The organism is Paracoccus sanguinis (genome assembly GCF_900106665.1).
Classification (GTDB): Bacteria; Pseudomonadota; Alphaproteobacteria; order Rhodobacterales; family Rhodobacteraceae; genus Paracoccus; species Paracoccus panacisoli.
In genome coordinates this window covers 36799-55341 of record NZ_FNNA01000010.1, presented here as the reverse complement: position 1 = coordinate 55341, position 18543 = coordinate 36799, and the positions used below count along the sequence as shown (strand labels likewise).

Genomic DNA, 18543 nt, shown 5'->3' with positions numbered 1-18543 from the left:
CTTCACATACTTTGATGTTATCAACTATGGTGTGTATTGATCGCCCTGCCCCATCCGATGGAGCCCCCTATGCTGGAACCGACGGCCGACCTCTGTGAGACGCTGATGGAGCTGCCGCATACCGCGGGGCTCATGGAACTGGCGCTGATCCGGCGCGAGCTGGGCGAGGTCGATGACGAAAGCCCTGATACGTACAGCGGCCCGCGCTCCTCGATGAAGCTGGCTCAGGCCAGACACCACCACAACCCCTGGCCGATCATCGAGGCCATCCGGGCGCCGTCGTGGGAGATCGTCGAGGCGGCTGCCGGGCTGGGCATCAGCGTGAAGGGGTGGGTCGAGGGCAGCACCGAGGTCGTGGAACGCGCGCGGTTCCTGTTTCCGGACTTCAGCCCCCTGAAGGTCGGCCTGGTGGTCCTGTCGGCGGGCCTTGTCTGCGCCCGGACGGAGTTCGAGGTGAAGGCTGTGGTGGGCCGGGCGATCCCTGGCTTGTCGCCCAGTGGTCCCGGCTCCACGATCGACGGCTTCTGGCCCGAGGGGGTGTCGGCGGCGCGGGAGCACATGCTGAGCCTACTGCGGCTCGAGGCGCCGGAGATGCAGCTTCTTGGAGCAGCCGCTCCCGGCCGCGTTGCCCCGGCCCTCTCGGGAAGCTGATTACCCTGTCCAGGACGAAAGCGCAGCCTGCGCCCTGATGGGCCGGACGACAGGGCTGGTGGATGACCAGTCAGGTGGTCTTGCCCCCGTTTCGCGGGACACTCAGGCCGTTGCGGTTTGAACTTTGATGAACTCGCGAGGCGAGCGCATCTTCAGCCCTGAGTGCGGGTGGTTTTCGTTGTAATCCTCGATCCAGGCGCCGATCAATCCGAGGGCGGTCCTGGCATCCGGCAGCGGCGTGACCTGGACGTAGTCGCGTTTCAGCGTCTTCACGAAAGCCTCCGAGATGCCGTTGCTCTGCGGGCTTCGCACCGGGGTGAAGCAGGGCTTCAGGCCCAGCTGGCGGGCGAAGACCTGCGTGTCCTTGGCGATGTAGGGCGAGCCGTTGTCGGACAGCATCTCGATGACCGCAGGCGCACGGTATGTGCCGAACCGGCGCTCGACGGCCTCGAGCATCAGGTCCCGGATGTCCGAGCCGCTGACCCCGGCGTTGACCACAGCCCGCCAGGCGATGATTTCCCGATCATGGGCATCGATGATGAAGGCGCCGCGGACGATGTCGCCGTTCCAGCAGGTGAACTCAAACCCGTCGCTGCACCAGCGCAGGTTCGAGCGCATCACGATGATCTTGCCGTCGTGCACATGCTCGGGGCGTTCGGAATATTCCCGCGCCAGCAGCAGGTTGTGGGCCTTCATGATCCGGTAAACCCGTTTGTGGTTCACGGGCGCCAGGCTTTCCGCCCGCAGTTGGCGGTTCAGAAGCGCCGTGATCCTGCGATAGCCGTATGTGGGACGCGCTGACACGAGCGCCATGATCAACGGCACCACCGCCGCGTCTTGCGCCTTGTGATAGCGCCGACGCGGCTTCGCCCTGCCTTGCAGGCGGTCGATCAGGTTGGAACGGGCCACCCCCAGGGTCTCGGCGACGACCTTCACCGGAAACCGTCCCTGAGAGGCGACCGCGCGAGCAAGGTCGGTTTTTTTGAGCGTGCCTTGTCCAGGGCCTCGCGCAGGATCTCGGCCTCCAGCGTCTTGCGGCCGAGCTGGCGCTCGAGTTCGCGGATCCGGTCTTCCATCTGCCGGACGGTCCGGTTGCTGGTCACATCGTCATCTTCCGACACGGCCACGGCTCCCCCATCCAGCATCAGGCGGCGCCAACGATAGAGCAAGTTCGGGGCAACGCCATTGCGGCGGGCGACTACCGAAATGCTGGCCCTCTTGTCCAGCGTCTCCTCGACAATGCGCAGCTTCTCGGCCGCGCTCCAGCGACGACGGCGGCCGCCGTCGGTGATGATCTCGATCTCAGACATGATCACATGCTCAGGCATATGCCTAAGCCTCCATGATTATGCCCAGGTGTCCGGTCGAAAAGGGGGCCAGTTCATCAGGCGACATCTGACGGATCCAGGTTCGAGATGACGCCAGACGCTCGCCGGACACGACACAGAACCTGACACTAATCCTACTCAGATCTTACTCAGAACCGTATCCTACTCTGAACCATATCCTACTCATATCTGACCCATACCCTACTCAGAACCATATCCGAACCGTAACCATATCCTACTCAGAACCATATCCTACTCAGGCACAGACCCGGCTGCGGCGGGGTTGCGCCGGAACCGTGCGACCCCAGTGGGGGGGTACCTAGGCCAACGCAGCCCCGCCGCAGCCCCGCCGCAGCCCCGCCGCAGCCCCGCCGCAGCCCCGCCGCAGAGTGCGGTCCTTCTGACCGGTTTCTGGCGCAACCCCTCATTTCAGCATGAACCAACTCCGCCGCCCCGGCCTCGGGCCGTTTGTGTCCTTGCCTGCGCGGCGCAGACGCGAGGGGTCCAAGCGGCGCAGGCAGGGCCTGGCGTCGCGCATCGGGGTAGCTCTGGCTGCCCGAGGCGCCGGGAAGGAAGGTTGAATGTGCACCTTCTTTCCCGCCTGCGGCGGGCGAACGACATTCCGGCGAAGTCAGAATGTCTAGTGAGTACACATTCAACCTTCCTTCCCTCTTCAGCCCCTTCTACTCTGCCGGCTGGCGGGTTGCGAGGTGATCATGGCCTATCACGACGAGGATGAGCTCCGGCTGGGGCGGACGAACAGCGGGCGCATCCAGGACGGCGGCCGGCGCTTCGCCATCCTGCGCTGCGCCAAGATCAAGAACCTCGGCAACATGGGCGCCAGCCTTCAGCACACGTTCCGCGAACGTGAGACCCCGAACGCCAATCCGGCCCGCATCCGCGACAACACCGTCCTCGTCGGGGCGGAGGACAGCCGTGGCGTCCTGGACGCCTGGCGGGCCCGCGCCCCGGAGAAGATCCGGGTCAACGCCGTCCACGGGCTGGAGTACTTCATCGGCGGCAGCCCGGGCGCGCTGAACGCCATGAGCCGCGAGCAGCAGGACGTGTATTTCCGCCGCGCCCTCGAGTGGCTCGAGAACCGGCATGGCAAGGAGAACGTCCTGTCGGCCGTGATCCACCGTGATGAGGCCACCCCGCACATGACGGTGATGACCATCCCCCTCGATGACCGGGGCAGGCTCAACGCCCGCGCCCTCGTTGGCGATCGGGGCAAGCTGTCGGCCATGCAGACCGACTTTGCGGAACAGGTCGGCCAGCCCCATGGGCTCGAACGTGGCGTACAGGGCTCGAAGGCGACCCATGAGCGGGTGAAGAGCGCCTATGCCCATCTCAATGACCCGGAGCACGCCGTGGAGCTCCCTGAGCGCCGCCCGGGCAACTTCCTCGGCCGGGGGAAGGAGACGGACGCCCAGTGGCGTCAGAGGGCCTCGGAGGCTGCCACCGGCGCTCTGGTGGGCGCCTGGTCGGCCAGGCGCCGGGAGCAGAGGGAGCATGAGGTGAAGATCCTCTCCCTCGAGCGGCAGACCATCGGTACGCCAGCGATGAAGCATCAGCTCGATCGGCTGGAGAGGCAGAACCGGGTGCTGTCGCGGGCCTTGGAGGACAGGGCTGCCGAGATCCGCCAGCTTCAGCGCGATCTTCGTCACGAAAAGATCGCCGTCGATGTCGCCTGGGACTACGCCGCTCAGCTTGGACAGCGGCTGGGGGCCAAGGAAAAACTGCTCGACGACCTCATTGAGAAATCCATCAACGACGCCATCCGTAAGGATGACGCTGAGACAGCGAAAGCGTCGAGGGCGAAAGCTCCGCAGCAGCAACAGCCCAAGGCGATCCATGTCCTCTCCCCCGTTCACCACCCATCTTCGCTGCACACCCCGGAGCCGAAGGTCTCCACGGCCGTCTCAGCAGATCATGATCGGGACGATGCGCAGACCATGCAGCAGCGGATCAAGGCACAGGATGAAGGTTGGGACGATGGATACGGATGATCGTGGATCGGTCCCCTTGCCTCTGACTTATCCACAGGTCTGGGTGTTATAGATGTGTTAAAATAGGTGTTACGCGAGAAAATAGTACAATTTATACGTCTATATTCAATATATTACGCCGCATGGCAGTAACTGAAAACACGAATCTTGGTAACTGAAATCCTGCTTTCGGTAACTGAAAACACGAATCTTGACGGCGGTAACTGAAAACACGAATATGGGGCATGGTAACTGAAACCACGAACCCGCTCCCTGCCCTTCTGCCTGACCGGCACCCGCAGCATGATCTGTTCATCTGCGACGTGGCAGACGCTGTGCTCAAGGATGTGATGCAGCACATGGAGCACCCCTTCTACTCGCTTTCCAAGAAGCCGGAGACGACGGTCAAGCGGTACCGGAATGGGGACAACTGGCTCGAGATCACCCCGAGCGTGAAGGGGCTGGCCACGATCTATGACAAGGACATCCTGATCTATTGCATCAGCCAGATCATGGCGAAGCTGAAGCGCGGCGAGCCGGTGTCGCCGCGCGTCCGCATCAACTCGCACGAGCTGCTGATCTTCACTAATCGCGGCACGAGCGGGCGCGAGTACATGTCGCTGATCGACGCCCTGGATCGTCTGGAAGGGACGCGGATCCGGACCAACATCACCACCGGCGACGAAGAGCAGATCGACGGCTTCGGACTGATCGATGCCTCCTCCATCCGCCGGAAGCACGGCATGGATGGCCGGCTGCTGTGGTGCGAAGTCAAACTGTCGGAATGGGTCTTCAACGCGATCCGGAACGAAGAGGTGCTCACGCTCCATCGGGACTATTTCCGCCTGCGCAAGCCGGTCGAGCGACGGGTTTACGAGCTGGCGCGCAAGCACTGCGGCCAGCAGAGGACGTGGCGCATCTCGCTCGCTAAGCTCCTGCTGAAGTCCGGCTCGCAAAGTCCCGAAAAGCGCTTCCGGCAGATGATCCGGGAACTGGTGATGAACGATCACCTGCCCGACTATCATGTCGCCTATGACGAGACGGCGGACATGGTGATCTTCACCAACCGGGGGACGATGTCCCCTGCCCCACCAGGTCTGACGCTCGTGTCGCCGCTGCACGCGGAGACGTATGAATCGGCCCGTGCCGCAGCCCCCGGCTGGGACGTGTACTACCTCGAGAGAGAATGGCGCGAATGGATCGTCGAGCCGCCACGGGATGCGGACGCTGCGTTCGTCGGCTTCTGCCGCAAATGGTTCGAGAAGCGCGGCAGCCCGGAATAGGGATTTAATTCCGGTTATGGATTTGTATCAGGTTTTTTTAAAACAACCCGATATAAATCCGGTTTGTTTTAGATTGTGGATAAGTTTGCGGTATGCGAAACTGCCGCTGCTCGTCTCGTAAGGATTACCCATGCCCGTCATCGTCATGGCCAGCCCAAAGGGCGGGGTCGGAAAATCGACCTGCGCCGTGCTGCTCGCGTCGGAATTCGCCCGGATGGGGGCGGATGTGACCGTCCTCGACTGTGACCCCAACAGGTCCCTCAGCCGATGGGCGGGGCATCGCACCCCAAAGGGGGTGACACTGCGCAGCGACGTCGGCCGATCCGACATCGTGCCCGCCATCCGGGCGGCGGATGGAGACGGCCGTATCGTCATCGTCGACCTGGAAGGCGTCGCATCGCAGCTGGTCAGCCGCGCGATCTCGCAGGCGGACCTGGTGATCGTGCCCATGCAGCCGACCGCGCTCGATGCCGAGATCGGCTCCGAGGCCCTGGCACTCGTCCGCGAGGAGGAGGAGGCACTAGGCCGGCCGATCCGCCATGCCGTCGTGCTGACCAAGACCAATGCGGCGGTGAGAAGCCGGGTCCAGAAAGAACTCGAGGCCCAGCTCTGCGATGCAGGGATCGACCTCATCCAGCCCGCTCTGGTCAACCGGGCGGCCTTTTCCGAGCTGTTCGCCTATGGGGGCGACCTGACCGACATGGCTGCCGACGAGACCATCACCACCGGCGGGAACATCGAAAAGGCGCAGGAAAACGCCCGATCATTCGCGGAGGCCGTCTATGACCGGCTCAAATAGGCTGGCGGGCCTGAGGGCGCGCCCCAAGGACACCACCGTCGAAGAGGTCCGGCGGGTCGACGAGGTCGGAGAGGCGAGGGGCTTTCTGGACCGCACCCCGCGCCGGAAGCCCGGCCGGAAGCCAAGTCCGCGGACCTTCCAACTGCACCCGAAGGTTTTCCCAGAGGTGGGTCAGGCGATCGCCGACGAGGCCGAGCGCCTGGGCATCACGCAAGGCCAGCTAATCGAGCGGATGTGGGAGAGATGGCGCGCGCCGCAGCGGCCAGACGCCTCTGGATGACCCTCAGGTGTGTAGGCCTCGGCTGATCCTGAATCCACACGTGCATCTTGCCCAAGCTCGCAATCCTGCAGGTCTGACCCGGTTGGCGAGCGCCGACCTGTCTGGCTGCCAAGCTTGGGGCACTGCCCCCGGCTGCCTCTCGACGACCGCTGGAGCGCTGCAGCGTGTGCAAGAGCCGGCGTGTTCCTAGGCATGGGCCAGCGGCCGCGGCATCAGCGCATGGCCGAGCTGACCCGCCTTACGCGCGGCGTATGGTATTCAAGCTGACGCGAAACAGCCGGGCGAGCTCGGCGATGGAGCGCCGATCGTCGTCGCGCAGGCGGCGCACTTCGGCGCGCTGCTCGGGCGAGAGGGCAGGGGGCCTGCCTCCCACCCGGCCACGCCGCCGGGCGGCGGCAAGACCCTCGCGCGTGCGCTCGGCGATCCGCTCGCGCTCGAACTGGGCGATCGAGGCGAAGACATGGAACACCAAGCGCCCGGCCGGGGTGGTGGTGTCGATGTCCTCGGCCAGGGACCGGAAGCCCGCGCCTGCCTCCCGAATCCGGGCGACGATCCCGAGAAGGTCCTGAAGCGAGCGGCTGAGGCGGTCGTACTTGGTCACGACCACAACGTCGCCGGGGCGCAGCTGGTCGATCAGCCGCTCGAGTTCTGGCCTGGCAGTGCGCGTGCCGGTGACCTTCTCGGCAAAGACCCGCCCCGCGCCCGCGGTCTCAAGGGCCGCCAGCTGAGCGTCGAGGTGCTGGTCCTCGGTCGAGACACGCGCATAGCCGAGGATCATGCCCAAACCCTTCAACAACCTGCCGGGTTTAGGCAGGGAGTTGTGGCGCGGTCAAGGAGGGGAAGCGCGCGCACTTCCTGTCACTTTCAGAAGACGACTGCACTTATTGTCAGAAGCGCTTGGCACTTGGATATCTACCGAAACCCTTGACGTTAGGCGCACCCCATTTCGGATCAGCAGATAGGCCGAGAGAGGCGCAGATCAGGCTTCCGGGCTTTGCGCTCCCCGGCGATTTGGTGGAGTAAGTTCCTGTGCCACGGGTTGCTTGGGTGCTGGCAGGAACCTGTAGACCGACGAGCGCGCGATCCCGAGTTGCTTTGCGATGGCGGTGGGGCTGAGCCGTTCCTCGAAGTGCAGCCTGCGGACCTCCGCGGGATCGATCTTCGGCTTGCGGCCCTTGTAGACGCCCCGCACCTTGGCAGCGGCAATTCCTTCCATCTGCCGCTCGCGGCGCAGGTTGGTCTCGAACTCGGCAAAAACGCCCAGCATGTCGAAGAAGGCCTTGCCGGCGGCGGTCGAGGTGTCCACCGGCTGTTCGGTGGCCTTCAGGGTGACGCCCTTGGCCTTCAGCTCATGCACGATGTCCTGCAGGTCCTTCAGCGAGCGCGCCAGCCGGTCGATGCGGGTGATGACCAGCGTATCGCCTGCGCGCAGGAACTGGAGCAGGATGTCCAACTCGGCCCGGCCTTCGCGTCGGGTGCCGGTTTTCTTCTCGGATCGGATCACCTGACAGCCGGCGGTCCGCAGAGCTGTTTCTTGCAGCGCGAGATCTTGGTCGGTCGTAGATACCCGCGCGTAGCCGTAAAGGGTCATGAGGGGCCGTTCTGTCCTGTTGAGGTCTAGACCCGTGCACGCTACCGTCCGAAAGCCCGTGGAACAAACCCTATTTGGACAAGCCCCGGTGTCCGATGCATCTGTCCGGATGAGGTATACCTATTTAGTAAATCTCGGCTGGCTGTATACTTGGCCTGTCTGGACGCGAGCTGAGGAGCGGCTGCGGCATAGTTCAGATGTGGCCCTTGCGAGTTGATAGAAACAATGCTGTTTATTCATTCGCCATTCTGCCCAAGAAATGCCGATGCCGATCTGCTGCCAAGCATTGCGATCAATACCGGGCGGTTTATACTCCATCGGATGTCGTCCTATCGTCCTTGTGCACAATGCTGCGCCACCTGACCTCCCTGCTGCTGATGGTAGCCGTCCTATTTTTCGCGGCGCTTCCCCATGCCTCCATGGCGGGAGGAGCGCCCGAGATGCCAGGCGCGTGCCTGCATCACCAAGCGGGATTGGCCGAGCATCCCGACACCGCGGGTCCATGCGGCCAAGCGGGGCACAGGATGTCGGAAGCCTGCGCGATCGCTTGTGTCGGGCCGATGGCCCCGGCGCCGCAGCCTGCCAGCGCATTTCTGGCAGAGTTCGCCACGATCGCGCTCTGGTTTCCGTCCGCGCTTGTCCTGCGGGGCCGGCTGACCGACCCGGACGACCGCCCTCCCAAATCCCTCTGATCGCCTCCTGAGCGGAGCCGCAAGTTGGCTCCAGTCCGAGTGCTACCCTGCGGGGTCTGATGGATTTTTAGACATGACACTGACACGCCGCGGCTTTCTGGCCGCATCCGCCGCCATGGCCGCCACAACCGCATGGCCGCGCCTTGCCGCCGCCGGTGAACAGCCGCTGTCCCTGACCGCCACGACCCGCGTGATCGAGGTCGATGGCCGCGCCGCCACTGTGATGGGGCTGGCGAACGGCTCCGGCGGCCAAGGGCTGATCCTGGACCCTGGCCAGCGTTTCCGGGTGGACCTGACCAACGCTCTGGCCGAGGACACCATCATCCACTGGCACGGGCAGATCCCGCCCAACGCGCAGGATGGCGTGCCGGGCCTGCCGATGCCCCTGCTGAAGCCGGGCGAGACCCGCAGCTTCGACTATGCGCCTCTGCCCGGCACCTTCTGGATGCACAGCCATGTGCCGCTGCAGGAGATGAGCCTGCTTGCCGCCCCCCTGATCGTGCGCCGGCCCGAGGATCTCGCGGCCGACCGTCAGGAGGTGGTGATGTTCCTGCACGACTTCTCGTTTCGTCCGCCCTCCGAGGTGATGGCCGAACTGGTGGAAGGCGGCGGGCACCACGACATGGCGGCCATGGGCGCGCCCGCGGCCGGGCATGGGGCCATGGCCGGCATGGACCACTCCGGCATGGCGATGGGAGGAACGGGTCATTCGGGCATGGGCGGCATGGCCATGGACCTCAACGACATCGAGTTCGACGCTTATCTCGCCAACGACCGCACGCTGGCGGACCCCGAGGTGATCGCGGTCGAGCGTGGGGGGCGCGTCCTGCTGCGGGTCATCAACGCGGCGGCGGCCACGTCCTTCTGGATCGACACCGGCGGGATCGCGGCGCGGCTGGTGGCGGTGGACGGGCATCCGGTGGAGCCTGTCCCCGGCACGCGCTTCGGGCTGGCCATGGGCCAGAGGCTCGACCTGGAGATCGACATTACTGATGCAGGGGCTTTCCCGATCCTTGCCCTCCGCGAAGGCGCACGCGAGCGGACCGGGATCGTCCTTGCCACGTCCGGTGCCTCCGTGTCCCGGATCGAGGCCCAGGGCGACAGCGTCAGCGGCGCCTTCGATATCGACCTGGCGCAGGAGGGTCTGCTTCGCGCGGCATCGGTGAATGCGGCGATGCCGCTGGCGCCACGGCCAGCGGATCGCTCGCATATGATCATGCTCGGCGGCTCCATGCAGCCCTATCTCTGGACCATCGACGGCCGGACCTGGGGCGACCATATGCCGATCACAGCCCGGACGGGCGAGCGCGTGCATCTGACCTTCCACAACATGTCGATGATGGGGCATCCGATGCACCTGCACGGCCATGTGTTCCAAGTAGTCAACGTCAACGGGCAGGCGATTGTCGGTGCGTTGCGGGACACGGTCTATGTGCCGCCGATGGTCATGGTGACGGTGGCGCTCGACGCGGGTGAGGCCGCGCGCTGGATGCTGCACTGCCACCACATGCCGCATCTCTTCACCGGCATGATGACCGAGTTCGCCGTCACAGCCTGAGAGAGCGCCACCGGGGGCAGCCGCTTTCCGGTGGCAAGACAGGTTAACAAGGCGCCCTGCCGGTATGGCCGAAAGCCAGATCGGTCGGCCGTGCCGCCGCAGAGCGGGCGCAGAGAGACAAAGGGTGAGATCATGAACAAGGGATTGATCGGCGCATTGGCTGTTGCCGTCATTGCGACGGCGGGCTGGTATTGGAGCCAGGACGGGCTCGGCGGGGCCACGAGCCTCGCCACCTCATCCGACGGCACCGCCCAAGGGGCGCCCATGGCGCGGGTCGTCGTGCCGGCGGAGCTTTCCGCACAGGCGCAACAGGGCCAGGTCTATTACACCGCGGCCTGCGCCTCCTGTCACGGTGCGGATGCCGCCGGGCAGGAAGGGATCGCCCCGCCGCTTGTCCACCGCATCTACGAGCCGTCGCACCACGGCGACATGGCCTTCGTGCTGGCGGCGCGGAACGGCGTGCGGGCGCATCACTGGTCGTTCGGCAACATGCCGCCGGTCGAGCAGCCTCTGACCGATGGCGAGCTTGCCGCGATCATCGCCTATGTGCGCGAATTGCAGCGCGCGAACGGCATCTCATGAGGGGCGGGACAGGGATCAACATCACCGAGGCCGCCCGCGCTTCGGGCCTGAGCGCTAAGACGATCCGCTATTATGAAGAGATCGGCCTCGTGTCCCCGCAGCGCGGACGGAACGGCTACCGCTACTTCGGCCCGGAGGAGGTCCGGCGGCTGACCTTCCTGGGCCGCGCGCGGCGTCTGGATTTCCCGCTCCAGGACTGCCGCGAGCTTCTGACCCTGAGCGCAGACACCAGCCGCAGCAGTGCGGATGTGCGCGAGATCGCCCTGCGCCATCTCGCGCAGGTGGACGAGCGTCTGGCGGAACTCGGCCAGTTGCGTGAGGCCCTGCAGCAGCTTGTCGACAGCTGCGCGGGTGACGCGAGACCGGATTGTGCGATCCTCGACGCGCTGACGGGAGGTCACCCCGACGCGAACGGACGCTAGCCGCCGCTCCGCTCGGTCTGGATCGCGCGGATGCGCGGAGGCCACCGCGATTTGATGAAGGCGAGGATGGCGGCGATGTCGTTCTCCGACAGCACGTCGCCGAATCCCGGCATGCCCGAGGTCATGGCGACGCCCATGTCGTCCAGCACCACCTGCCCGCCGCGGCGGACGTAGTCGGTCAGCATGGCGTCGTCGTGATGCCAGGTGTGGCCGGTCTCGTCATGGGGCGGGGCGGGCAGCACCCCGTCCGCGCCCGCGATCTGCCAGTCCGGCTGCCCTTCCAGCCGCGCGCCGTGGCAGGAGGCGCAGTGCTGCGCATAGAGCGCGGCCCCGCGCCGCAGGTCGGGGGTCTTGCCGTAAGCCCAGGCCGCGACGATCACCAGGACCACAAGGGCAAGGACAATCAGCCAGGCGAAGGACCGGCGCAGGAGGACGGGAGGCTCTGGGATCATGCGTGCATGAGTGCCGCCGCCGACGCCGAGGTCAACCCGAGCGCGGATTTCCTCACCCGGTCTTGACCTTCCCGCGCTGGAACCTTCCACATGGGAGGGCATGAGACAAGCCGAGGAAGGCCCCATGCGTTTTCACATTCCAAATATGAGCTGCGGCGGCTGCGCCCGTGGCGTCACCCGCGCCATCGAGTCCGTCGATGCGAAGGCCCGCATCACCATCGACCAGGCCAGCCGGGAGGTCGAGGTCTCGACCGATCTGCCTCGCCAGCAGATCGCCGCCGCGCTTGCGGCCGCAGGCTATCCTGCGGCGCCAGCAGCGGCCTGAGCGCGCCCGCGCCAGTGCGGGCCCGGCGAGTGCACCGATCCTCGCCGAGCCGGCTCACCTCAAGGAGCAGCCCATGTCCCATGATGTTTCCCCGCGCCCCCTCGCGACAGCCGAGGGCGTCCATGTCTGCCCCATGCACCCGGAGGTCCGGCAGCCCGGCCCTGGTCGCTGCCCGAAATGCGGGATGCATCTGGTGCCCGAGGCGAAAGCCTCCGGGGCGGCCGCCGGTCCCGCGTGTCACGGGCACGAACATCATGGCCATGGCGCATCCGCACACCACGCGGACGGCCACGACACGGCCGCCCGTCCCGAGCCAGGAAAGACCTATGATCACGTGCCGCCCGGCTGGACGGGAGCGGTCTATACCTGTCCCATGCACCCCGAGGTGCGGCAGACCGAGGCCGGCTCCTGCCCGATCTGCGGCATGGGACTGGAACTCGAATCCGCCGCCATGGTGGACAACGGTCCCAACCCGGAACTTGTCGATTTCACCCGCCGCTTCTGGGTCGGCGCCGCGCTGACCGTGCCGCTGCTGGTGCTGACCATGGGGCCGCTGGTCGGACTGGGTGGGGTCCGGAGCATCTTCGGCGAGCGCGCGACGCTGTGGATCGAGCTGATCCTGGGAACGCCGGTGGTGCTGTGGAGCGGCTGGCCGTTCCTGGTGCGGGGCTGGCGATCCTTCCGCAGCGGCAATCTGAACATGTTCAGCCTGATCGCCATGGGGGTAATGGCGGCATGGCTGTTCAGCGTGGCCGCCGTTCTGGCGCCGCAGATCTTCCCGGCGGGCTTTCGGGACGCCGAGGGGCATGTCGGCGTTTATTTCGAGGCGGCGGCCGTGATCGTGACGCTGGTCCTGCTGGGCCAGATCATGGAGCTGCGCGCCCGCGAGGGCACCGGCCGCGCCATCCGCGCCCTGCTCGATCTGGCGCCGGCGACCGCGCGCCTCATCCGCCCCGACGGCTCCGACACCGAAGTACAGCTCGACGCGGTGCAGGTGGGTGACCGGTTGCGGGTGCGTCCCGGCGACAAGGTGCCCGTGGACGGCGTGGTGGCCGAGGGCCGCTCGTCCGTGGACGAGAGCATGATCACCGGCGAGCCGCTGCCCGTCGAGAAGGTGTCGGGCGATCCGGTCACCGGGGCCACGATCAACGGCACCGGATCGCTGGTGATCGAGGCTACCCGCGTCGGCGCCGACACCATGCTGAGCCAGATTGTGGAAATGGTTTCCAATGCGCAACGCTCGCGCGCGCCGATCCAGAAATATGCCGACAAGGTGGCTGGCCTGTTCGTGCCGGCGGTGATCGGGGTCGCGATCGTGGCCTTCGTCGCCTGGGCGATCTGGGGGCCGGCACCCTCGCTGTCCTACGGCCTAGTCGCCGCCGTGGCGGTGCTGATCATCGCCTGCCCCTGCGCCCTGGGGCTGGCCACGCCCATGTCAATCATGACCGCAACCGGACGCGGCGCGCAGGCGGGGGTGCTGATCAAGAACGCCGAAGCGCTCGAGCGCTTCGAGACGGTCGACACCCTGATTGTGGACAAGACCGGCACGCTGACCGAGGGCAAGCCGCGCCTCGTCGCCGTGCTGCCCGAGCCCGGGCATGACGAGGACGCGATCCTGCGCCTTGCCGCCTCGCTCGAACGCGGCTCCGAGCATCCGCTGGCCGAGGCGATTGTCCGCGGCGCCGAGGAACGCGGCGTCGAGATGGTCGAGGCCGGAGAGTTCGAGGCCGTCACCGGTCAAGGGGTTCGTGGCACCGTGGACGGGCAGCCCGTTGCGCTCGGCAACATCCGGCTGCTGGCGGACATGGGGCTGGATGTCGGCGCCCTGACCGCGCGTGCCGACGCGCGGCGCGACGAAGGCGAGACGGTGATGTTCGTCGTGGTGGATGGCGCCGTCGCCGGCATGGTTGCGGTCGCGGACCCGGTCAAGGATACCACGCCCTCGGCGCTGAAGGCGCTGCACGCGCTTGGCTTCCGCATCATCATGGCGACCGGCGACAACGAGCGCACGGCCCGTGCCGTGGCCGCGCGCCTCGGCATCGACGAGATCCGCGCCGATGTGCTGCCCCAGGACAAGGCGCGGATCATCGCCGAACTGCAGGCCGCCGGCCGGAAGGTGGCGATGGCGGGCGACGGCGTGAACGATGCGCCTGCGCTGGCGCAGGCCGATGTCGGCATCGCCATGGGAACCGGGGCCGATGTAGCGATCGAGAGTGCCGGGATCACGCTGGTCAGGGGCAACCTCGACGGCATTGTCCGGGCGCGGCGGCTGGCGCAGGCGACGATGAGGAACATCCGCCAGAACCTGTTCTTCGCCCTGATCTACAACGCCGCCGGGGTGCCGATCGCCGCGGGGCTGCTGTATCCCTTCTTTGGCATCCTCATCAGCCCGATGTTTGCGGCCTTCGCCATGAGTGCGTCCTCGATCTCGGTCGTGCTGAACGCCCTGCGGCTGAGAACGGTGCGGGTGTGACCCGGCACCGCGCATCCGCCCGCACCCGTCTTCGCGAGGAGGTCGCGCCACCCCTTGCGGATGAACCCCGGCGCAGCAAACAGGAAAGGTGAACTCCATGCACCATCAATCCGCCGACATGCAGGCCTGCATCGAGGCCTGTCTGGACTGCCACCAGACCTGCCTTGGCATGGCGATGAACCACTGCCTTGAAGCGGGCGGCAAACATCTCGAACCGGAGCACTTCCGGCTGATGATCGCCTGCGCCGAAATCTGCCAGGCCTCGGCCAACGTGATGCTGACCGGCAGCGACATCCACAAGCGTCTCTGCGCCGTCTGCGCCGAGATCTGCGAACAATGCGCCGCAAGCTGCGAGCAGGTCGGCGACATGCAGGACTGCGTGGACGCCTGCCGGCGTTGCGCGGAAAGCTGCCGGAAAATGGCGGCTTGAAATCAACTGGCGCGTGCCAGCGTCACCGCCCGCCGCAGCTTGGAGCTTCGGCGGGCGGAAGAAACCGGTATGGGTGCTGCAAGCACCTGCCGATCACGCCGAAAGTGTTGCAGGCAGAGTAGAGGGCAGCACGCGCACTGTCGCCCCGTGCCGTGCGCGCCGATACAGGTCGATGGCGTCCTGGTCGAGAAGCCTGACGCAACCCGAGGACACCGCCTTGCCCAGGTATTCCGGTTCGCAGGCGCCGTGTATCCGGTAAAGCGTATCCTCGCCGTTCTGGAACAGATACAGCGCCCGCGCACCGAGCGGATTGCCCGGTCCCGGCTCCATCCCGCCATTGGCGACCGAATAGGGCTCCAGCTCCGGTCGGCGGGCGATCATCTCGTCGGGCACTTTCCACCGCGGCCACTTGCGGCGGAACTGCAGGCGCGCGTCGCCCGACCAGGCGAAGGCAGCGCGTCCCGTTCCCGCGCCATAGCGCATTGCGCGGTCCTTGGTTTCGAGCAGATGCAGCATGCCCGCGTCGGGATCGACGATGATCGTGCCGGGTGGCTCGTCGGGGAAAGGGTTGACGACCTCCTGCCGCCACAGATGCGGTGGCACCACGCCGGGCGGCACGGCCGGGATCGGATAGGGTTCGTCGGTGATGGCGCCGTAGAAGTCCGGCATCGGCAGAAAAGGGACGGCTGGCGCTGCCGGTTTCACGGGCGGATGCGGGGGCGGGGTGGCAGGTTTCGCGACGGGGCGGGTGCAGGCCGACAGGAGCACGGCAGCGCTAGCCACGGCGAAGTTGCGTCGGGTTATCATGTTGGGCGGTCCTTGTGAAAGCTGAGGAAGTACGCGCCTGCGGCGCGGCGGCTCGGCTCAGCAGGACCGTGGGGGGCGGTAGATGGGCGGCGGGCTCTGTCCCGCTCCGGCTCGGCTGCGATCAATGCAGCGGCCTTCCCGTGCAGGATCGCGGCCACAGGATTCGGCAGTGGCAAGCAGCAGGTGTTCGGGATGACAGGGCGTGCCGGGCAGTGACCTATGGCACTCCCCCTCTGCTGGCGTGGCGGTCAACGCAACCTTGACGCGTGGCGCCATCCGAGAGGGGACAGCAAAGGTCTGGCGGACCGCAAGTTCCTGAGTTCCGGTCACAGGTGGCGCCTTGATGCTGGCATAGGCGCCCCACGGAAGCACCAGGAGCACGAGAGCGATCACGGCCAGGGTCCGAAACAGCTGCATGCGATAAAGGTGCCAAGCCCGTGCCGGCGCGTCGAGACCGCATCCGGCAATGTCACGACAAACTGTCGTGAGCCGCCACAACCTTTGCGAAAAGAAACTCAAGACGGAGTCAGCTGATCGTCTGTGTGATGATGGCCGCTGGTGCCGCGACGTTCCAGCGGGAGGCATCATGTCGCGGGCCATTGCGGTTCATCTGGAGGTTTCAGCCTCGCGCCTGATACGCAGCGGTGGAATAATGGCGCTCATGAAGCTGGAAAGATTCCAGAACACTTCCGCCATCAGCCGGCGCGTCCCCGCCGCCGATCTGCATGGCTGCATGAATGGCCATGCGGCCCCGGTCGGGCGGTCTTGGGCGGATCGGCTGCGGCGGGCTGCGGCCCTGCTTGTGCTTCTGGGATTTGCGGTCTTCACCCTGCAGGCGGCGGTTCAGCCCGCCCTGGCGGGGCACATGACCCACGCCAGCCAGACCGCTGCCGCGGCGTATCAGGGTTGCGCGCATTTTCCCGCGGCCGGGGGCATGGATTCGGAAAGTGTTACCGAGACGGGTTGTTCCGATGATTCCCGATCATCCCTGCGGCATGATTGTTGCATTCAGTTTTGCACCTTTGTCGCCGTTCTGCCTGAGATGTCTCTGGTTGAGCCGACATGGGCGGATGATGTCCTCCCATCCCTCTGGTCGCATCGCTCCGGACGCGCACTCGACGGGGTATTGAGGCCTCCACGCCTGTCTGCATCCCTCTGACGGCGCTTGTGACCGGTCGAGGCCGTGCCCTCCGACCGTCTCGGTGAGATGAAGAGCGCCGTAGTCGCCCATTACCATCCACGGGGAAGCCGTGCGCGACACAGAACGCCGCTTCCCGTCCGAACGCGAGTTGAATCTCCATGAAACGAACTGCAATCGCTTTTTCCGTCAGCCTCCTGGCGGCGCTGCCGGCCGCTGCACTGGCTCAGGCCGGGCATGATACCCACCACGATCCGCAGCCCCCTGTGCAGGCGGATCAGACCCCCGCAACCGCGGCCGGGGCGATGGCCGCCATGCCGGGCATGCCCGAGCAATGCCGGACCATGATGCAGGGCCTGCCCTCCGAATGCATGACCGCCATGCAGCAGATGATGCAGGGCGGAATGATGCAGGAGATGAAGGCCCCGCCGGATGCGGTCCATGCCGGCGAGAACCGTCCTGACTTCACCCGCGCCTATGTGGACGCCATGGACGCGATGCACGGGCCGATGATGGAAGGCGTCATGGCGGATGATCCCGACATGGCCTTTGTCCGGGGCATGATCCCGCATCACCAGGGCGCCATCGCCATGGCGAAGATCGTGCAGCAGTATGGGGACGATCCCGAAACAAGGGCATGGGCCGCCCGGATCGTCAAAGCGCAGGAAGGCGAGATCGCCGAAATGCAGACATGGCTGGACAGGAAGGCCAGCCCGAAGGCGGTGGACTTTGGCCAGACAGGAGGAACCGTCTGGTCGGCGGACGAAGGCGGCAACAGCCTCAGCGCCATCGACCTGGGCACCGGGGCGGTGACCACGGTGCCGCTGCCCGTGTCGCCGCACAACGTCGATCTGACGCCGGACGGTCGTTTTCTGCTGGCGGTCGGCTCGCCTGCCGCAGGCGATCATGCCGCAGGCGGGCATGGCCATGCCGCTGATGGCGGGGCGGCGGGTCTTCTGGTGATCCTCGATCCGGCGGACATGTCGCGGCCCGCTGCCACGGTCGAGGTCGGATCGCACCCGGCGCATGTCGTGGCCGACGGCCAAGGGCGCGCCTTTGTCTCGCTGTCGGGCGGCAACGAGGTCGCGGTCGTCGATCTGGCACGTGCCGAGGTGATCGGCCGCGTCGGGACCGGCGCCTCTCCGCATGGGCTCCGGCTCAGCCCGGACGGTGCCGAGCTTTACGTTGCCAATGTCGAGGACGGCTCTGTGTCCGTCATCGACACTGCAAGCCTGACGGAAGCGGCGCGCCTTCCGGTGGGCGCGGCGCCGGTCCAGGTCGGGTTCACCCCTGACGGCGGCAAGGTCTATGTTTCGTTGCGCGACGAGAACCGCGTGGCCGTGATCGACACCGCCACGCGTGAGGTCGTGGGCAAGGTGGAGGTCGGGCCGGGTCCGATCCAGCTTGTCGCAACCGCGGATGGCAAGCAAGTCTATGTGGCCAACCAGGGACCGGAGAATGCGCCGAACGATACGGTTTCCGTGATCGACGCGGCGACCGGACAGGTGGCCAAGACGCTGAAAACCGGACTTGGCGCACACGGCGTGTCGGCATCGGCGGATGGGGCGCTGGTGTTCGTGACCAATACCGCGGACGACAGCGTTTCGGTCATCGACGTGCGGCAGCAGAACGTCCTTGGAACGATGCCAGTGGGCGATGGTCCCAACGGCATCGTCTACGCAAGCCCGAACTGATCGGACCCGGAAAGGTGGAGCCGGGCGTTTCCGGCTCCACCCGCTCGCTC

Annotated in this window: 17 protein-coding genes and 1 pseudogene; 13 read left to right on the top strand and 5 right to left on the bottom strand. The window is 66.0% G+C overall.

The annotated features are described in order from the left end of the window. Positions 1-69: 69 nt before the first annotated feature. Positions 70-651 (top strand): hypothetical protein, encoded by a 582-nt coding sequence (locus BLW17_RS16760; RefSeq protein WP_036733487.1) that lies wholly within the window; start codon positions 70-72, stop codon positions 649-651. A 102-nt stretch (positions 652-753) separates the two neighbouring features. Here BLW17_RS16760 and BLW17_RS16755 read toward each other — a convergent pair. Beyond that, positions 754-1979, bottom strand: a protein-coding gene (locus BLW17_RS16755) for an IS3 family transposase (protein ID WP_139306057.1) whose coding sequence is annotated in 2 segments (ribosomal slippage) — positions 754-1637 and positions 1637-1979 — 1227 coding nt in all. Because the reading frame shifts where the segments join, the coding sequence is not laid out codon by codon here. A gap of 716 nt (positions 1980-2695) precedes the next feature. Between BLW17_RS16755 and mobV the strand changes: the two are divergent. From mobV to BLW17_RS16735, 3 genes and pseudogenes are all read left to right on the top strand, one after another. Further along, a pseudogene (gene mobV / locus BLW17_RS19005) lies at positions 2696-3301 on the top strand (MobV family relaxase); the annotation flags it as partial. Positions 3302-4212: 911 nt separating this feature from the next. Further along, positions 4213-5250 carry a replication initiator protein A gene (locus BLW17_RS16740; protein ID WP_036735287.1) on the top strand — a complete coding sequence of 346 codons (1038 nt, stop codon included), beginning with the start codon at positions 4213-4215 and terminating at the stop codon, positions 5248-5250. Positions 5251-5380: 130 nt separating this feature from the next. Then, positions 5381-6049 carry a ParA family protein gene (locus BLW17_RS16735; RefSeq protein WP_036735285.1) on the top strand — a complete coding sequence of 223 codons (669 nt, stop codon included), beginning with the start codon at positions 5381-5383 and terminating at the stop codon, positions 6047-6049. A 518-nt stretch (positions 6050-6567) separates the two neighbouring features. Here the strand turns inward: BLW17_RS16735 and BLW17_RS16725 are convergent. Both BLW17_RS16725 and BLW17_RS16720 read right to left on the bottom strand, forming a co-directional pair. After that, a complete protein-coding gene (locus BLW17_RS16725; RefSeq protein ID WP_036735283.1) occupies positions 6568-7107 on the bottom strand; it encodes a recombinase family protein in 540 nt (179 codons plus the stop codon). Positions 7108-7308: 201 nt separating this feature from the next. Then, the gene (locus tag BLW17_RS16720) at positions 7309-7920 is read right to left on the bottom strand and encodes a recombinase family protein (protein WP_051578253.1); all 612 of its coding nucleotides are present in this window, start codon (positions 7918-7920) and stop codon (positions 7309-7311) included. A gap of 347 nt (positions 7921-8267) precedes the next feature. On the opposite strand from BLW17_RS16720, the gene BLW17_RS16715 reads away from it, so the two are divergent. The 4 genes from BLW17_RS16715 to BLW17_RS16700 all read left to right on the top strand — a co-directional run bounded on the left by BLW17_RS16715 (position 8268) and on the right by BLW17_RS16700 (position 11174). Then, entirely contained in the window at positions 8268-8612 is a 345-nt protein-coding gene (locus tag BLW17_RS16715; RefSeq protein WP_028720318.1) for a hypothetical protein, read from the top strand. 115 nt (positions 8613-8727) lie between these two features. Further along, complete coding sequence (locus BLW17_RS16710) at positions 8728-10170, top strand: multicopper oxidase family protein (RefSeq protein WP_244507348.1); 1443 nt, start codon at positions 8728-8730, stop codon at positions 10168-10170. 132 nt (positions 10171-10302) lie between these two features. After that, positions 10303-10752, top strand: a complete 450-nt coding sequence (locus BLW17_RS16705; protein ID WP_036735277.1) for a c-type cytochrome — start codon at positions 10303-10305, stop codon at positions 10750-10752. 14 nt (positions 10753-10766) lie between these two features. Continuing rightward, positions 10767-11174, top strand: a complete 408-nt coding sequence (locus BLW17_RS16700; RefSeq protein ID WP_036735292.1) for a MerR family DNA-binding protein — start codon at positions 10767-10769, stop codon at positions 11172-11174. On the opposite strand, the gene BLW17_RS16695 is transcribed toward BLW17_RS16700, so the two are convergent. Further along, the gene (locus BLW17_RS16695; RefSeq protein ID WP_074827077.1) at positions 11171-11626 is read right to left on the bottom strand and encodes a c-type cytochrome; all 456 of its coding nucleotides are present in this window, start codon (positions 11624-11626) and stop codon (positions 11171-11173) included. The genes BLW17_RS16700 and BLW17_RS16695 overlap by 4 nt on opposite strands. A 124-nt stretch (positions 11627-11750) precedes the next feature. Between BLW17_RS16695 and BLW17_RS16690 the strand changes: the two genes are divergently transcribed. The 3 genes from BLW17_RS16690 (at position 11751) to BLW17_RS16680 (ending at position 14854) form a co-directional block, all read left to right on the top strand. Further along, entirely contained in the window at positions 11751-11951 is a 201-nt protein-coding gene (locus BLW17_RS16690; RefSeq protein WP_036719171.1) for a heavy-metal-associated domain-containing protein, read from the top strand. 133 nt (positions 11952-12084) lie between these two features. Next, positions 12085-14424, top strand: a complete 2340-nt coding sequence (locus BLW17_RS16685; protein WP_231572823.1) for a copper-transporting P-type ATPase — start codon at positions 12085-12087, stop codon at positions 14422-14424. Positions 14425-14521: 97 nt separating this feature from the next. Next, a complete protein-coding gene (locus tag BLW17_RS16680; protein ID WP_036735275.1) occupies positions 14522-14854 on the top strand; it encodes a four-helix bundle copper-binding protein in 333 nt (110 codons plus the stop codon). A gap of 93 nt (positions 14855-14947) precedes the next feature. On the opposite strand, the gene BLW17_RS16675 is transcribed toward BLW17_RS16680, so the two are convergent. Continuing rightward, positions 14948-15523: a L,D-transpeptidase gene (locus BLW17_RS16675; RefSeq protein ID WP_081969202.1), complete on the bottom strand. Its 576-nt coding sequence runs from the start codon at positions 15521-15523 to the stop codon at positions 14948-14950. Positions 15524-16145: 622 nt separating this feature from the next. On the opposite strand from BLW17_RS16675, the gene BLW17_RS17970 reads away from it, so the two are divergent. Both BLW17_RS17970 and copM read left to right on the top strand, forming a co-directional pair. Beyond that, positions 16146-16820, top strand: a complete 675-nt coding sequence (locus tag BLW17_RS17970) for a hypothetical protein (RefSeq protein ID WP_139306056.1) — start codon at positions 16146-16148, stop codon at positions 16818-16820. A gap of 140 nt (positions 16821-16960) precedes the next feature. After that, entirely contained in the window at positions 16961-18493 is a 1533-nt protein-coding gene (gene copM / locus BLW17_RS16670; protein WP_036734698.1) for a CopM family metallochaperone, read from the top strand. Positions 18494-18543 lie beyond the last annotated feature (50 nt).

Excerpts from the sequence above, each read along its gene's own strand:
- BLW17_RS16760 (WP_036733487.1), top strand. The coding sequence starts at position 70 with ATGCTGGAACCGACGGCCGACCTCTGTGAGACGCTGATGGAGCTGCCG.
- BLW17_RS16720 (WP_051578253.1), bottom strand. The coding sequence starts at position 7,920 with ATGACCCTTTACGGCTACGCGCGGGTATCTACGACCGACCAAGATCTC.
- BLW17_RS16695 (WP_074827077.1), bottom strand. The coding sequence starts at position 11,626 with ATGATCCCAGAGCCTCCCGTCCTCCTGCGCCGGTCCTTCGCCTGGCTG.
- BLW17_RS16715 (WP_028720318.1), top strand. The coding sequence starts at position 8,268 with ATGCTGCGCCACCTGACCTCCCTGCTGCTGATGGTAGCCGTCCTATTT.
- BLW17_RS16705 (WP_036735277.1), top strand. The coding sequence starts at position 10,303 with ATGAACAAGGGATTGATCGGCGCATTGGCTGTTGCCGTCATTGCGACG.
- BLW17_RS16685 (WP_231572823.1), top strand. The coding sequence starts at position 12,085 with ATGCACCCGGAGGTCCGGCAGCCCGGCCCTGGTCGCTGCCCGAAATGC.
- BLW17_RS16675 (WP_081969202.1), bottom strand. The coding sequence starts at position 15,523 with ATGCCGGACTTCTACGGCGCCATCACCGACGAACCCTATCCGATCCCG.
- BLW17_RS16725 (WP_036735283.1), bottom strand. The coding sequence starts at position 7,107 with ATGATCCTCGGCTATGCGCGTGTCTCGACCGAGGACCAGCACCTCGAC.
- BLW17_RS16690 (WP_036719171.1), top strand. The coding sequence starts at position 11,751 with ATGCGTTTTCACATTCCAAATATGAGCTGCGGCGGCTGCGCCCGTGGC.
- BLW17_RS16680 (WP_036735275.1), top strand. The coding sequence starts at position 14,522 with ATGCACCATCAATCCGCCGACATGCAGGCCTGCATCGAGGCCTGTCTG.
- BLW17_RS16740 (WP_036735287.1), top strand. The coding sequence starts at position 4,213 with ATGGTAACTGAAACCACGAACCCGCTCCCTGCCCTTCTGCCTGACCGG.
- BLW17_RS16710 (WP_244507348.1), top strand. The coding sequence starts at position 8,728 with ATGGCCGCCACAACCGCATGGCCGCGCCTTGCCGCCGCCGGTGAACAG.
- copM (WP_036734698.1), top strand. The coding sequence starts at position 16,961 with ATGAAACGAACTGCAATCGCTTTTTCCGTCAGCCTCCTGGCGGCGCTG.
- BLW17_RS16735 (WP_036735285.1), top strand. The coding sequence starts at position 5,381 with ATGCCCGTCATCGTCATGGCCAGCCCAAAGGGCGGGGTCGGAAAATCG.